Here is a 13,850-nt window from a genome sequence, read left to right as displayed (position 1 = left end):
GTCCTCACCGGTAGCCGCGGAGCAGATCGGCGAAGCAGGAGGCCCCGAACCGCAGCGCATCGACCGGGACGCGCTCGTCCGGCCGGTGCAGCAGGCCCCGGTAGCCCGAGCCGGCGGGCAGCATGAGGGGCAGCCATCCGTAACAGGCGATGCCGAGCCGGGGGAAGAGGCGGGCGTCGGTGGACGCGGTCGTGACCATCGGCACCGGGACCCCGTCCGGATCGGCGGCGCGCAGCACCTCGGCGAGCTGGTCGTAGAAGGGGCCGAACTCCGGTTCCGGCATCGCCTCGCCCTCCACGATCACCTCGGCGTCGAGGTCGGCGCCGACCCGTTCGGACAGCGCCGCGACGAAGTCCGCCGCGCCGAAGCCGCCCGGGAGGGCGCGGCAGTCGAGCTCGACGGTCATCTCCTCCGGCAGGACGTTCGTCGCCGTACCGGCCCGGACGACCGTCGCGTTGACCGAGTGCCGCAGGATCGAGCGGAGGTACTGCGCGTCCGCCGCCGACAGCTCGCCGAGGGCGCTCTCGTCGGCCGGGTCGGCGCGCAGCCGCTCGAAGACGGCGGCCTGCGGTTCGGGCAGCGCGGCGCTCAGCTCGCGCAGCATCCGGTCGGCGGTCGGCGTGAGCACGGGCGGCAGGCCGCCGGGCTCGATCGCGTCCAGCAGGCGGGTCAACCGGCGCACCGGGCTGTCGGGGAGCGCGACGCGGGACGCGTGCCCGCCGGGTCCGCGCAGCGTGATCCGCAGCCAGCAGGCCCGTTTCTCCGCGACGACGATGGGGTGGAGGCGTACGGCGCCGTCCAGTTCGAGGTCCGCTCCGCCGTCCTCGCCGACGGCGTACCGCATGCCGTCGAACAGTTCGGGGTGGCGGTCGACGAGGTACCGCGCGCCGACCGCGCTGCCCGCCTCCTCGTCGGGCACGACCGCGAGCAGTACGTCGCCCGCCGGCCGGACCCCCTCGGCGTGCAGGCGCAGCATAGCCGTGAGCATCATGGCGAGGCCGCCCTTCATGTCGAGCGAGCCGCGCCCCCAGACGTGACCGTCGCGGACGGCGCCGTCGAACGGCGGGTACGACCACTGCTGGTCCTTGGTGGGGACGACGTCGACGTGGGCGTGCATGAGCAGGCCCGGCGCCGCGCCGCGGCCCGGGAGCCGGATCAGCAGGTTCGGCCGGTCGGGCTGTGCGGCGACGAGGCGATGCGGCAGTCCGGCGTCGGCGGCGAGGCCGGCGACGAACTCCACGCACGCCGCCTCGTTCCCCGGAGGGTTCGTCGTGTCGTACCGGATCAGTCGTTGCGTCAGCGTCACCGGGTCGGCCGCCGTGTCGAGTCGGTCAGGCATGCGTGACCCTTCGGTTGACCGAAAATGGCGGTGTACGGGCGCCGGAAAAGCGGCATCAACGCCGCTACCTGCGCCGTATCGGATGGGGACTAAGAGGAGCCTAACGCTGATACATCGTTGGCAAGGTCAGCCGCTTCGCGCCTTTTCGGGGAGATATTTGGACGCGGTGATGACGACGGATCACGGGTCTTGACGTACGTCTTTCCCGGTCATTCAAGATCAACATCGCGGCCGGTGAAGTGGGATTACTGGGCGTATAAACATCGGGTCACTGGCAAAGTGAACGTTTTGGGTATTGGTCGTGATTCGTGTTTATTTCGACATTGCTGGGTACCTCGCTGCAGGGTCAATCCGTGGAGGGCCGATGGTCGAGAAAGATCTGCACCTGTCCCATCTCGAAGTACTGGAAGCGCAGGCGATCTTCGTGATGCGCGAGGTCGCCGCCGAACTGCAGAACCCCGCGATGCTGTTCTCCGGGGGCAAGGACTCCGCCGTCATGGCGCACCTGGCGCGCCGCGCGTTCTGGCCGGCGCCCGTGCCGTTCCCCGCGCTGCACGTGGACACCGGGCACAACTTCCCCGAGGTCATCGAGTACCGCGACAAGTTCCTCGCCGACCTCGGTATACGGCTGGTCGTCGTCTCGATGCCGGACATGATCAGTGACGGCCGGCTCACCGAGCCGCCCGGAACCGTCAGCCGCAACCGCCTGCAGGGCACCGCCCTGGTCGAGGCGGTCACCGAGCACCGCTTCGACGCCCTGTTCGGCGGCGGACGGCGCGACGAGGAGAAGGCCCGCGCCAAGGAACGGATCTTCTCGCTGCGCGACGAGTTCGGGCAGTGGGACCCGCGAGACCAGCGGCCCGAGCTGTGGACCCTGCACAACGCCACGATCGCGCCGGGGGAGAACCTGCGCGTCTTCCCGCTGTCCAACTGGACCGAGGCCGACGTCTGGCAGTACATCGAGCGGTACGAGGTCGCGCTGCCGGCGCTCTACTACGCGCACCACCGGCCCGTCCTCAGCCGCGACGGCATGCTGTTCGCGCAGAATCCCTTCCTCCCGCAGGAGGAGGGCGAGGAGGCGCGCGAGATGCGGGTGCGCTTCCGGACGGTCGGCGACATGACCTGCACCGGCGCGATCGAGAGCGACGCGAGCACCCCGGCCGAGGTGATCGAGGAGATGGCACGTTCCCGGCTCAGCGAACGCGGCGCGACGCGCGCCGACGACCGGTTCGCCGAGTCCGCCATGGAGGACCGCAAGCGGGAGGGCTACTTCTGATGGAACTGCTCACCTTCGTGACCGCCGGCTCGGTCGACGACGGCAAGAGCACGCTGATCGGGCGTCTGCTCTACGACACCGAGTCCATCACCGAGGACCAGATCGAGGCGGTCGCCCGCTCCAGCACCCGCATGGGGCTGGAGGAGACCAACCTCGCGCTCCTGACCGACGGCCTGCGCGCCGAGCGGGAACAGGGCATCACCATCGACGTCGCCTACCGCTACTTCAGCACGTCCCGCCGCAAGTTCATCATCGCCGACGCGCCCGGGCACGTGCAGTACACCCGGAACATGGTCTGCGGCGCCTCGGTCGCCGACCTCGCGCTGCTGCTCGTCGACGTCCGGACCGGACTCACCGAACAGACCCGGCGGCACGCCTTCCTGCTATCGCTCCTCGGCGTGCCGCACTGGCTGATCGCGGTGAACAAGATGGACCTCGTCGACTACCGGCAGGCCGACTTCGACCGCCTGCGGGAGGAGTGCTCGCGGTTCATGACCCGTCTGCGGGTGCCCGACCTGGCGTTCATCCCCATCTCGGCGCTCCGCGGGGACAACGTGGTGACCCCCTCGGACACGATGGACTGGCACCACGGCGGCACGATCCTCGACCACCTGGAGACGGTGCACATCCGTTCCGACCGCAACATGGTGGACGCGCGGTTCCCGGTGCAGTACGTCGTGCGCCCGCGCTCGGACGACTTCCACGACTACCGAGGCTACGCCGGTCAGGTCGCCGGTGGCGTCTTCCGGCCGGGCGACGAGGTCCTGGTGCTGCCGAGCGGCATGAGCAGCCGCGTCGAGTCGATCGACACCGCCGAAGGCCCGATCGACGAGGCGTTCCCGCCCATGTCGGTGACGCTGCGGCTGGCCGACGACCTGGACGTCGCCCGCGGCGACCTCATCTGCCGGCCGGGGAACCATCCCGTGGTCACGCAGGACGTCGACGCGATGGTCTCCTGGATGGACAGCACGCCGGTGCAGCCGGGCGCGCGCCTGGTCCTGAAGCACACGAGCCGCAGCGTCCGTGCCCAGCTCCGCGAGATCGTCTACCGGGTCGACGTGAACTCCCTGCACCGCCAGAACACCGACTCGCTCGGTCCGAACGACATCGGCCGGATCAAGTTGCGCACGGCGCAGCCCATCATGTGCGACGACTACGCGAGGAACCGCACCACCGGCAGCTTCATCCTCCTCGACCCGAACACGAACCGTACGGTCGCCGGCGGGATGGTCGACACCCGAACCCAGGACTGAGGGAAGAATTCATGCGTGTACTCGTCTGTGACCGGCTGTCGATCGTCAGACACGGGCTGTCCGCCCTGCTCGCGGCCGAAGAGGACATCGAGGTGATCGACGAGACCGGCAGCGGCATCGACGCCATGGTCCTCGCGCGGCGGCACCAGCCCCACGTGGTGGTCACCGGGCTGGCCCTGGACGGCATCTCCGGCCTCGAGCTCGTACGGCGACTCAACCAGGAGGACCTCGACCCGAAGCCGCGGGTCGTCGTCCTGTCGATGATGGAGAACGAGGACACGATCTCGCGGGTCCTGCACGCCGGGGCGAACGGCCTGCTGGTCAAGGAGGTCACCCGCGAGCAGCTGGGCTCGGCGGTGCGCGCCGCGGCCGACGGTCAGACCATGCTGGCCCCCCAGGTCGCGACCCGGCTGGTGGACTGGTTCCGCCGCCAGGAGGCGCCGACGGAGACCCCTCTCCAGTCCGAGGTCGAGTCGCTCACCGCCCGCGAACGCGAGGTGCTCACCCTGTTCGCGCGGGGACTGTCGATCGAGGACGTGGCCGCCGAGCTGTTCATCGGCACCACCACCGTACGGACCCACGTCTACCGGCTGCGCTGCAAGCTCGGCCTGAAGGACCGGGCGCAACTCGTCTCGTTCGCCTACCGCGCCGGCCTGATGCAGGAGGCCCGGCGCCTGGGGCCGGGAGGGAGCGACCGCTCACCGGCCGACGGCCCGAGCGGCCGTCGTACCGCGCCCGGAGCCGACCGGAAGAGCCGCCCGCCGGTGGACGGGCCGCCCCGGAGGACCCCGGTGAACGGGCGGGTGGCGAACGGCCGCCCGCCGGTGGACGGGCCGGCCCGGGGCACGTCGGTGAACCGGCGGGCCATGAACGGTCGTCCGTCCCACGACGGATCACCCGGGAGCGGGATGGTCAACGGCCGGGCGGACAAGACGGAACACTCCACCAGGGCCGCGCGGACGCGGACATGACCGAACGCACCACCGGGGTCGCCCGGACGACGAGACCGGGCGGCCGCGCGGACGGACTGGAAGTTCGTCCGCCGCGCCGCCGCCCGGTCGTTCCGCGACCCTTCGGTCAGTGCCCGGGCAGCCCGAAGACGTAGAACGTCGTGCCGGGGGTGGCCCACTTGGCGGTGTAGCCGTTCCCCCAGTAGACGAGCCCGTCCACGACGGCCGGCCCGGCGAGTGACGAGCCCTGGCCCTTCCGGTCCCACAGGACCTTTCCGGTGGCCGCGTCCAGGGCGTACATGTGGCCGGTCGTCGAACCGGCGTACACCACGCCGTTCGCCACGGTGAGCGGCGCCTTGTCATGCCCCTTCGACGGATCGGCGATCTGCCAGACGAGCTTTCCGGTCAGAGCGTCGAGCGCGGAGAAGGAGCCGTAGTCGATCGTCTTGCCGTTCGGCAGCTTGTACGGGTGGGAGTCGGCGTTGGACTCGGCGACGTAGACCCGCCTGCCGTCGGTCGCGCTGCCCCACTGGATGCCGCCCTGCTGCCCGCTCGGGCCGGGGGCCGCGCTCCAGAGGATCTTGCCGGTGGCGCCGTCGAGCTGCCAGTAGATGCCGCTCTTCTGCCCGGCTCCGACCAGCACCCGCTGCTTCCCGTGGTCATTGACGACCGAGATGTGCGCGCCGTCGCCGAAGTCGGCGTCCGGGCCGTGGTCGGGCTTGCAGTTGTTCGGCGGTGCGCCGGGCAGGCATCCGGAGTTCCAGTCGTCGAACATCTTCGCGCCGGTCGACCACCGGATCTTTCCGGTGCGCAGGTCCACGGCGATGATCGAGTCGATGCGGTTCTCCGAGGAGAAGCACTTCTCCGGAGTGCCGCCGGCCTTGCGGCATTTCTCCACGCTGGCGGGGACGGCGTAGTTGTTCCCGGTGGTGATGACGACCGTCTTGTTCACCGGGTCGATGGCGGGGGTGCCGCTCCAGATCGCCGCACCGCTGTAGCCGCCGGTCGTCCCGCCGTTCGGCGGCTGGAAGTAGGTCCGCCACAGCACCTTGTGGGTGCGCTCGCTGATCGCCACCAGGTTGCCGCGGAACTTGCAGCACTGGTAGTTCGGCGCGGCCGCCTGGTCCTCCTCGCCCGACGCGATGCCCTCGTAGATGACGCCGTCGTGGACGAGTGGCGACTGGGTGAGCCAGGCCGCGAACTGCTTGTCCAGGACGAGCTTCCAGCGCAGCCTGCCCGTGGCGGCGTCGACGGCGAGCAGCCGGGCGGCGTCGGCGGTGACCGGCGGCGCCGAGCCGGTGGCGTGCAGGCCGTAGTGGTCGCCGATGTAGACGGTGTCCCCGGAGACGGCGGGGCTGGTCCGGGAGAAGCTCTTCTGGTCTCCGGTGTACTCCGACACCTTGTGCGACCAGATCACCCGGCCGGTCCGGGCGTCGTACTTGGTGAAGTACCCCCCGAAGTCCGGCACGTAGATCGCGCCGCCGACGACCGCGGGGGTCGCCGAGACGTCCCCGTGCATGGTCGCCGTCCAGCGCGTCGTCAACTGGGATGCGTTGGAGGCGTTGATCTGGTGTTCGTACGGGTTGCCGTGCGTGTCGTAGATGTTCTGGCCGCCGGACGGCCACTCGCCCGCGGTCCGCTGTGGCGCTGCGGCGTCACGCGCCGAGACATCAGAGGCGGAATGGGAGGTGCACGCCACGGCGCCCGCCAGCGCGCCGACGACCAGGAATGCCCCGGCCAGTGCCACCCACAGTCTTTGCAAAGGTCTTCCCGCTGGAAATCGCATAAGCTCCCTCCTTGACGGCTTATCCACGGTAACCGGCCGAAATGGGCGTGCTCCGAGCGCCGCCAATATTCGTCATATGGATGACCGGCGGGTAATCACGGCGATGAAGAGGTCGTGCCGGATAATCGGTCCGACGAATTCCGGATGACAATTCCTGCGATTCGTTAAAGTGGAACCGCAAAGCGATTATCGTCCCCAGCCGATGGGCAATCGGCCGGAGGGCGTCATGGGGAGTGCGGTCACCAGAAGATCATTCCTGCGGGCCGTCGGCATCGCCGGCGGAGCCGGAGTCCTGTTCGAGACGATGGGCGCACTCGGCCTGGCGCCGACGGCGGCGGACGCGGCGGGACGCCCGTTCGTCCCGCCGAGCCGCGCGGATTTCGCGCTGTCGGGCCGCAAGGCCCCGAAGGTCGTGATCCTGGGCGGCGGCATCGCCGGGCTCGCCACCGCGTACGAACTGGGCAAGGCGGGATACGACTGCCGCATCCTGGAGGCGAAGAACCGTCCCGGCGGGCGCAATTGGACGGTCCGCGGCGGCACCGTCGAACGCGAACTGGGCGGTTACGAACAGCGCGCCACGTTCGCGCCCGGGCTTTATCTGAACGCCGGTCCGGCACGGATCGCGCAGTTCATGTTGACGCTCGACTACTGCCGCGAACTGGGCGTGGCGATCGAGCCGTTCGTCAATCAGAATGCCGACGCCTACGTCTATTACCAGAACGCCGGGCCGATGTCCGATGTCCGGACGACGGACCGCGCCGTCAAGGCCGACACGTACGGCTACATCAGTGAGCTGCTGGCCAAGGCGACCACTCAGGGTGCGCTCGACGCGGAGCTGTCCGCCGACGACAAGGACCGGCTGATGGCGTTCCTCGAGGACTTCGGCGCCCTCACCCGCACGGGCGGCGAGTGGAGGTACACCGGCACCGACCGCCGGGGATACTCGGTCCTGCCCGACGCGGCCGACCACCCGGGCACGGTCCTCGGGCCGCCGCCGTCCCTGCACAACGTGCTCGCCTCCCAGCTCGGCCGGAACCTGTCGTTCGAACTCGGCTGGGACCAGGCGATGATGATGTTCCAGCCGATCGGCGGCATGGACCGCATCCCGTACGCCCTCGCCGACCGCATCGGCGGCCACCGCATCGAGTACCAGGCCGAGGTCCTGGAGGTGACGGACCAGCCGGACGCCGTCCACGTGCGGTACCGCGACGCGAAGGGCCGGCAGCGGATGGCGCAGGGCGACTACTGCGTGGCGACCCTGCCCGCCTATCTCATGGCGCGGGTCCCCAACAACCTGGGCGCCGCGGTGAAGGCGGCCCTGGAGTACCCGACCCGGGTCCACGTCGGCAAGCTGGGCCTGGAGTACCGGCGGCGGTGGTGGGAGGAGGACGACCGCATCTACGGCGGGATCACCAACACCGACCTGGACATCAGCCAGATCTGGTACCCCTCCCACGGGTACCACGGCAAGGGCGGCGTCCTGCTCGGCTATTACACGCAGGGGCCGGGCACCGACGCCTTCGACCGGATGTCGCCGGCGGACCGGATCAAGCACGCCCTCGCCCAGGGGGTGAAGATCCACGGCCCGAAGTACGCGAAGGAGGTCGTCTCGGCGTTCGCCGTGGCGTGGGACCGCATCCCGCACATCGAGACCGGGTGGGTCGCCTGGCCGTCCTGGACGAGCGGCCAGTACGACCTGCTGAACCAGCCGCACGGCCGCGTGTACTTCGCCGGTGAGTGGCTGACGCGCTTCATGGGCTGGCAGGCGGGCGCGTTCCTGTCCGCCCGCTACGTCGTCAGCGAGATCCACCAGCGCGCCCTCGCCACCCCTCGGTAGGACCCGTGAGGCCTTTCGCTTGGTAGAACGAATCTACGTAGATGTCATCTACCTAGAGCGGACGTCAGTCTCAGTTGATCAGGACGCGGTCCGTGGGGGCGTCGGAGTCCTTGGTCCAGCCGTCGTGGCCCTGCGCCGACCGCCAGCGCCGGCCGGCGTAGCGCACCTCGTGGATGCCGTACGGCTGGGCGTGCGCGACCATCCAGGTCGCGATCGTCCACCCGCTGCGGGCGTTGGCCGCGGTGATCCCGTCGCCGGTGTCCTTGCGCTTGAGCGTCTTGCGCAGGGTGTCGAGGGCCTGCGCCGACTGGTCCTGCTTCTTGCGCTTGTTCGGCGGGTACCAGCAGCGTACGGCGCCGGGCACGCGGCCGGTGTAGGCCGCGGCCATGACCCGGGCGTCCTCCTCGTGCCGGGCGTACGCCTTGCCGTCCGCGCTGCGCTGCACCCGCTGGGCCGCGTCGTGGACGGGCAGCCCGGTGTAGTCCTTGACCTTGACGAGCGCGTTGAAGAACCGGTTTGCGGCGTAGACCGGGTCCTTCAGCTGGGCGGACGTGCCCCAGCCCTGCGACGGGCGCTGCTGGAACAGGCCGACGGAGTCGCGGTCGCCGCTCTCGAGGTTGCGCAGGTGTGACTCCTGCAGCGCCGTCGCGTACGCGATGACGACGGCCTCTTCGGGGAGCTTCTTGCGCAGGGCCACGGCGGCGATCGTGGCGGCGTTGGCGGCCTGGTCGAGGTCGAGCGGCATGACTCCGGTGCTCGTACGGGCCTCGCAGTTGGTGCCGTGGAGATACGGACGGAAGTGGACGTACAGCGCGACACCGCCGCCGACGATGACCAGCGTGGTGATCAACGCGATGACGGCCAGCCGCAGCCGCCTCCCACTCGTCCGACTCACGGGCACGAAGGTACCCGTTCCTTACACCCTGCCGGACATTCATCGACGGTGCCGCCGCTATTCTCACCGGCATGACCGACACGTTCACCAGCCCGATCTCAAGCGTCATCGATGAGCTGTGGGAGCGCCGGGCCGACCTGAGCCCCGAGGACACCGACGCCCGAGCCGCCATCGTGGGCGCGGTCGATCTGATCGACGCCGGGCAGGCGCGTGTGGCGTTCGTCGACGAGGCCACCGACGAGGTGATCGTCGACGAGCGCGCCAAGCGGGCGATCCTGCTGAGCTTCAAGGTGCTGGGCATGGCCCGCGCGCAGGTGGGCGACTTCCACTACCACGACCGGATTCCGCTGAAGACCCGTCTCGACGGGGTGCGCGTGGTGCCCGGCGCCATCGCCCGCTGGGGGTCCTACCTCGCGCCGGGCGTGGTCCTCATGCCGTCGTTCACGAACATCGGGGCGTACGTCGACTCCGGCACGATGGTCGACACCTGGGCGACGGTCGGGTCCTGCGCGCAGGTCGGCAAGAACGTCCACCTGTCCGGCGGCGTCGGCATCGGCGGCGTGCTCGAGCCGCCGAACGCCAAGCCCGTCATCATCGGGGATGAGGCCATGATCGGCAGCCGCTCGATGATCGTCGAAGGGGCCCGCGTGGGCACGGGCGCGGTCGTCGGCTCCGGGACGAACCTCTCCGCCTCGATGCCGGTCATCGACGTGCAGACCGGCGAGGAGCTCGGCCGGGGTCGCATCCCCGACTGGTGCGTCGCGGTCGGCGGCACGCGGCTGAAGGAGTTCCCCGGCGGCACCTTCGGGATGCCCGCCGTGCTGGTGATCAAGCGTCTCGAGCCCGGTGTGCGGCACGACAAGTCGCAGCTCAACGACGTCCTGCGGGACCACGGCCTGAGCGCCTGACCCACATCCCGCTGAACGCGCGAGGTGCCGGGGCACGGCCCCGGCACCTCGGTCAGTTCTGATCAGGTGTTGTTGGCGAGGGCGAGCAGACGCGACGCGTCACCGTTGAAGGTGTCCTGGTCACCCGGGAACGTGCCGCTGTCGGCGTACTGCCAGATGGTGTAGAAGCTCCAGCCGTACGGCAGGGTGCCGGCCGAGCTGCTGTACTTCGCGATCCACAGCGGGCTGTTCGTCGCGAAGGTCGCGTCGTTGTTGCCGGTGCACGAGGTCCACCAGTCGAGGGTCGTGTAGATGACCGCATACCGGCCGGTCTTGGCGTGGTACTCGTTGATGAACGCGTGGATCCAGCTCTTCATCGAGGCCTGGCTCAGGCCGTAGCACGTGGCCCCGTACGGGTTGTACTCGATGTCGAGCGCGCCGGGCAGCGTCTGGTTGTCCTTGGACCAGCCGCCGCCGTGGGCGGCGAAGTAGTCGGCCTGCGCCGCGCCGCTCGAGGTGTTCGGCGTGGCGAAGTGGTAGGCACCGCGGATCAGTCCGGCGTTGTAGGACCCGACGTACTGCTGCGAGAAGTAGGGGTTCTGGTACGACGTGCCCTCGGTGGCCTTGACGTAGGCGAACTTGGCGCCGTTGCTCTTCACCGTGCTCCAGCCGACGTTGCCCTGGTGGCTGGAGACGTCGAGGCCGGGGAGCCCGGCGACCAGCGGGCTGACCGTGCCGTCGGAGGTGCTCCGGGCGGCGAGACCCGAGCCGGCGTGGTCCTTGTCGGGGTGGGTGATCGGGTTCGGAGACGCGCCGGCCGCGGGCGCGGCGGCGAGGACGCCTCCGGCGACGGCGAGCGCGGCGAACGCCGTGGTCAGCCTGCGGGCGATGCGGTGGCGGGGGGACGGGGCCACGGATTCCTCCTGGGGATCGGGAGTGGCGGGGGTGGGACTACCGTGCGGGCGGGTGGACTCGGGTGGCCGGGGGCGGAGTGGCCCGGCCATCAGGGGCGGCGGTCGGCGGCGCCCACGGCGGGGCCGTGGTCGCCGAGGCTCCGCGGTCCGGGCAGGCCGGATCGCGTGCCGGACGCCTCGGCGCGCGCGGCGTACGCCAGGCCGAGCGCACCGGCGACCTCCGACCGGAGCCGGGGGAGCTGGGCGTAGAGCGCGTCGCCGGGGCACTGCGTGGTGTTGTAGTCGCGGTGGCCGACGATCGCGGTGGCCGGGGAGAGCCCGTAGAGGTCGCAGAGCCAGGCGAGGGTCTGGACGAGCGAGTTCCACAGGGCGGTGGGCGGCAGTTCGGTGGTGTAGGTGCCCTCGTTCTCGATGCCGAGGGTGTGGCCGTTCTCGTTCGCGCACTGGGCGCCCATCACGTTCGCGCCCTTGCCGATGGCCTCGATGGAGCGGTTGCGGCCCTCCATCACGTAGCCGCCACGGCTGATCGTGAGCTGCTGCCCGGTGTCGCTCCAGCCGTTGGTGTCCATGTGGAGGTCCTGGCAGTCGCGGGACAGCTGGAAGGCGTGGGCGAGCGAGTAGTCGGTGGAGTTCGGGAAGGCCATGTGGTGCACGATCAGGTGATCGGGCGCCTTGATGATGGTGGCGGGTGAGGTCGGGGGCCGTGCTCCCCACTCGGCGCGCGTGTAGACGTACGGCCTGGTGGCGGCGTGTGCGGAGCGCGGGCGGGTCAGGTCGGCGGCGCCGAGGAGGACGGCGCCGCCCGCGACGGCGGCCGCGCGCATGAGCACGTCTCGGCGGGCGAGGTCGGGGCCGGTGGTGGCGGGGTCGGGCGGTGCGGCGGGCCGGCTGCGGGGGTGGGCGGGGGGATGGTCCATGGCGGGGGAGGTCCTTCCGGGCGAAAACAAACGGCGATTCGCTCCCTCTCATAGGTAAATAACCAACGAGGCAAGCCGTAAGTAAGTGGAAAAATCCCCTAATATTGCCGCCTTCGTTGGCAGGTCGGCAGATCCGCGCAGTTCAGGCTGATTAACGGCGCGGCCGCAGACCGCCGGGCGGCTGGCCGGATCCGGGCATCACTGGCGTAGGCTCAGGCCCCATGCGGCTTGATCTGACTCAGGACGTCGCGTCCCTGACCGCGGCGATCGTCGACATCGAATCGGTGAGCGGTAACGAGAAGGCCCTCGCCGACGCGGTCGAGGAGGCGCTGCGTGCCCTGCCCCACCTGTCCGTCGAGCGGGACGGCGACACGGTCATCGCGCGGACGTCGCAGGGCCGCAGCGAGCGGGTCGTGATCGCCGGGCACCTCGACACCGTGCCGATCAACCACAACCTGCCCTCCCGCGTGGAGGGCGACCGGCTGTACGGCTGCGGGACCGGGGACATGAAGGCGGGCGTCGCCGTACAGCTCAAGCTGGCCACCATCCCCGAGACCACCCGGGACGTCACGTACTTCTTCTACGAGTGCGAGGAGATCGAGGAGGAGCGCAACGGCCTCAGGCGCATCGGCCTGACCCGGCCCGAGCTCCTGCAGGCCGACTTCGCGGTCCTGATGGAGCCGTCGGGCGGCATCGTCGAGGGCGGTTGCCAGGGCACCATCCGCATCGAGGTCAAGGTCGCCGGCGAGCGGGCGCACAGCGCGCGGTCGTGGATGGGGACGAACGCCATCCACCAGGCCGCCGCGGTGCTCGACGTCCTGCGCGCGTACGAGCCGAAGCGGCCCGTGGTGGACGGCCTGGAGTACCACGAGGGACTCAACGCGGTGTTCGTCCGGGGCGGGGTCGCGGGCAACGTCATCCCCGACGAGTGCGTCGTCACGATCAACTACCGGTTCGCGCCCGACAAGTCCCTGGCCGACGCCGAGCGGTACCTCCGAAAGCTGTTCGACGGCTACGAGGTCACCGTGGTCGACGGCGCGCCGGGTGCGCGCCCGGGCCTGACGCATCCGGTCGCGGCGGCGTTCACCGAGGCCACCGGCGGCGCGGTGCGTGCCAAGTTCGGCTGGACCGACGTCGCGAGGTTCTCCGAGCTGGGCATCCCGGCCGTCAACTACGGCCCCGGTGAACCGAGCCTGTCGCACACCCGTGATGAGTACGTCGAGATTCCGCGTATCTTCGCGAGTGAGGAGCGGATGCGGGCCTGGCTCACTTCGTGAGCGCCGCCGCCGAGATCCGAGCGGCGCGGCTCATGACGTGGGCCGCGGCACCGACGACACCGACGACACCGACGAGTTCCCCCGGACCCCAGAGCGGCATCGACGCGGGAAGGTGGCCTGATGGGCCAGGTCCTGGCTGACGGATTGACGATCGCGGAGGCGGCCGAGCGCACCGGCGTCTCCACCCACACCCTGCGCTACTACGAGCGCATCGGCGCGTTCCGGGAGCCCCCGGAGCGCGATGTCAGCGGACACCGCCGCTACACCGAGCGCGACCTGTCCTGGATCACCCTGCTCACCCGGCTGCGCGCGACCGGGATGCCCATCGCGACCCTCCTGCGCTACGCCGAGCTGGCCCGGGAGGGCAACGGAACGGCCGCCGACCGCAAGGCGCTGCTCGTGGCGCACCGCGCGGAGGTGGCCGCCCGGATCGACGAGCTGCAGCATGACCTCGAGCTCATCGACCACAAGATCAACGCGTACGAGGAGATCGAGCGCACCCGCTTCGGCCGGTGACCG

12 protein-coding genes are annotated in these 13,850 nt (G+C 70.2%); 7 read left to right on the top strand and 5 right to left on the bottom strand.

Features of this window, described 5'->3' with window-relative positions; genetic code table 11:
- Window positions 1-4 precede the first annotated feature (4 nt).
- A complete protein-coding gene (locus ABD978_RS15700; protein WP_345354174.1) occupies window positions 5-1,339 on the bottom strand; it encodes a M20/M25/M40 family metallo-hydrolase in 1,335 nt (444 codons plus the stop codon).
- A 364-nt stretch (window positions 1,340-1,703) separates the two neighbouring features.
- On the opposite strand from ABD978_RS15700, the gene cysD reads away from it, so the two are divergent.
- The 3 genes from cysD to ABD978_RS15685 are packed head-to-tail and all read left to right on the top strand — an operon-like array spanning window position 1,704 to window position 4,839.
- A complete protein-coding gene (cysD, locus tag ABD978_RS15695) occupies window positions 1,704-2,615 on the top strand; it encodes a sulfate adenylyltransferase subunit CysD (protein ID WP_345354172.1) in 912 nt (303 codons plus the stop codon).
- On the top strand, window positions 2,615-3,868 hold the full coding sequence (locus ABD978_RS15690) for a sulfate adenylyltransferase subunit 1 (RefSeq protein WP_345354170.1): 1,254 nt from the start codon (window positions 2,615-2,617) through the stop codon (window positions 3,866-3,868). Before cysD ends, ABD978_RS15690 begins: the two co-directional genes overlap by 1 nt.
- 11 nt (window positions 3,869-3,879) lie before the next feature.
- Entirely contained in the window at window positions 3,880-4,839 is a 960-nt protein-coding gene (locus tag ABD978_RS15685; RefSeq protein WP_345354168.1) for a response regulator, read from the top strand.
- Between the two features lie 106 nt (window positions 4,840-4,945).
- Here ABD978_RS15685 and ABD978_RS15680 read toward each other — a convergent pair whose 3' ends face one another.
- On the bottom strand, window positions 4,946-6,604 hold the full coding sequence (locus tag ABD978_RS15680) for an outer membrane protein assembly factor BamB family protein (protein ID WP_345354166.1): 1,659 nt from the start codon (window positions 6,602-6,604) through the stop codon (window positions 4,946-4,948).
- A gap of 202 nt (window positions 6,605-6,806) precedes the next feature.
- On the opposite strand from ABD978_RS15680, the gene ABD978_RS15675 reads away from it, so the two are divergent.
- Window positions 6,807-8,441 carry a flavin monoamine oxidase family protein gene (locus ABD978_RS15675; RefSeq protein ID WP_345354164.1) on the top strand — a complete coding sequence of 545 codons (1,635 nt, stop codon included), beginning with the start codon at window positions 6,807-6,809 and terminating at the stop codon, window positions 8,439-8,441.
- A 70-nt stretch (window positions 8,442-8,511) separates the two neighbouring features.
- Here ABD978_RS15675 and ABD978_RS15670 read toward each other — a convergent pair whose 3' ends face one another.
- Window positions 8,512-9,336 carry a hypothetical protein gene (locus ABD978_RS15670; RefSeq protein ID WP_345354162.1) on the bottom strand — a complete coding sequence of 275 codons (825 nt, stop codon included), beginning with the start codon at window positions 9,334-9,336 and terminating at the stop codon, window positions 8,512-8,514.
- Window positions 9,337-9,407: 71 nt separating this feature from the next.
- On the opposite strand from ABD978_RS15670, the gene ABD978_RS15665 reads away from it, so the two are divergent.
- Window positions 9,408-10,244, top strand: coding sequence for a 2,3,4,5-tetrahydropyridine-2,6-dicarboxylate N-succinyltransferase (locus tag ABD978_RS15665; RefSeq protein ID WP_345354160.1), 837 nt, complete (start codon window positions 9,408-9,410; stop codon window positions 10,242-10,244).
- 62 nt (window positions 10,245-10,306) lie between these two features.
- Here ABD978_RS15665 and ABD978_RS15660 read toward each other — a convergent pair whose 3' ends face one another.
- Together ABD978_RS15660 and ABD978_RS15655 are read right to left on the bottom strand one after the other, a co-directional pair.
- Complete coding sequence (locus ABD978_RS15660) at window positions 10,307-11,137, bottom strand: lysozyme (protein ID WP_345354158.1); 831 nt, start codon at window positions 11,135-11,137, stop codon at window positions 10,307-10,309.
- A gap of 89 nt (window positions 11,138-11,226) precedes the next feature.
- Window positions 11,227-12,054 (bottom strand): peptidoglycan recognition protein family protein, encoded by an 828-nt coding sequence (locus tag ABD978_RS15655; protein WP_345354156.1) that lies wholly within the window; start codon window positions 12,052-12,054, stop codon window positions 11,227-11,229.
- Window positions 12,055-12,275: 221 nt separating this feature from the next.
- Here ABD978_RS15655 and dapE point away from each other — a divergent pair, with 221 nt between their 5' ends.
- Together dapE and ABD978_RS15645 are read left to right on the top strand one after the other, a co-directional pair.
- Window positions 12,276-13,331 carry a succinyl-diaminopimelate desuccinylase gene (dapE, locus tag ABD978_RS15650; RefSeq protein ID WP_345354154.1) on the top strand — a complete coding sequence of 352 codons (1,056 nt, stop codon included), beginning with the start codon at window positions 12,276-12,278 and terminating at the stop codon, window positions 13,329-13,331.
- 120 nt (window positions 13,332-13,451) lie between these two features.
- Window positions 13,452-13,847, top strand: a complete 396-nt coding sequence (locus ABD978_RS15645) for a MerR family transcriptional regulator (RefSeq protein ID WP_345354152.1) — start codon at window positions 13,452-13,454, stop codon at window positions 13,845-13,847.
- The last annotated feature ends 3 nt before the right edge of the window (window positions 13,848-13,850 follow it).

It is taken from the genome of Actinoallomurus liliacearum, assembly GCF_039542035.1.
In the GTDB taxonomy this organism is placed as follows: domain Bacteria; phylum Actinomycetota; class Actinomycetes; order Streptosporangiales; family Streptosporangiaceae; genus Actinoallomurus; species Actinoallomurus liliacearum.
This window is presented reverse-complemented; position numbering and strand designations above follow the sequence as displayed.

Excerpts from the sequence above, each read along its gene's own strand:
- cysD (WP_345354172.1), top strand. The coding sequence starts at position 1,704 with ATGGTCGAGAAAGATCTGCACCTGTCCCATCTCGAAGTACTGGAAGCG.
- ABD978_RS15645 (WP_345354152.1), top strand. The coding sequence starts at position 13,452 with ATGGGCCAGGTCCTGGCTGACGGATTGACGATCGCGGAGGCGGCCGAG.
- ABD978_RS15675 (WP_345354164.1), top strand. The coding sequence starts at position 6,807 with ATGGGCAATCGGCCGGAGGGCGTCATGGGGAGTGCGGTCACCAGAAGA.
- ABD978_RS15700 (WP_345354174.1), bottom strand. The coding sequence starts at position 1,339 with ATGCCTGACCGACTCGACACGGCGGCCGACCCGGTGACGCTGACGCAA.
- ABD978_RS15665 (WP_345354160.1), top strand. The coding sequence starts at position 9,408 with ATGACCGACACGTTCACCAGCCCGATCTCAAGCGTCATCGATGAGCTG.
- ABD978_RS15685 (WP_345354168.1), top strand. The coding sequence starts at position 3,880 with ATGCGTGTACTCGTCTGTGACCGGCTGTCGATCGTCAGACACGGGCTG.
- ABD978_RS15655 (WP_345354156.1), bottom strand. The coding sequence starts at position 12,054 with ATGGACCATCCCCCCGCCCACCCCCGCAGCCGGCCCGCCGCACCGCCC.
- ABD978_RS15690 (WP_345354170.1), top strand. The coding sequence starts at position 2,615 with ATGGAACTGCTCACCTTCGTGACCGCCGGCTCGGTCGACGACGGCAAG.
- ABD978_RS15680 (WP_345354166.1), bottom strand. The coding sequence starts at position 6,604 with ATGCGATTTCCAGCGGGAAGACCTTTGCAAAGACTGTGGGTGGCACTG.
- dapE (WP_345354154.1), top strand. The coding sequence starts at position 12,276 with ATGCGGCTTGATCTGACTCAGGACGTCGCGTCCCTGACCGCGGCGATC.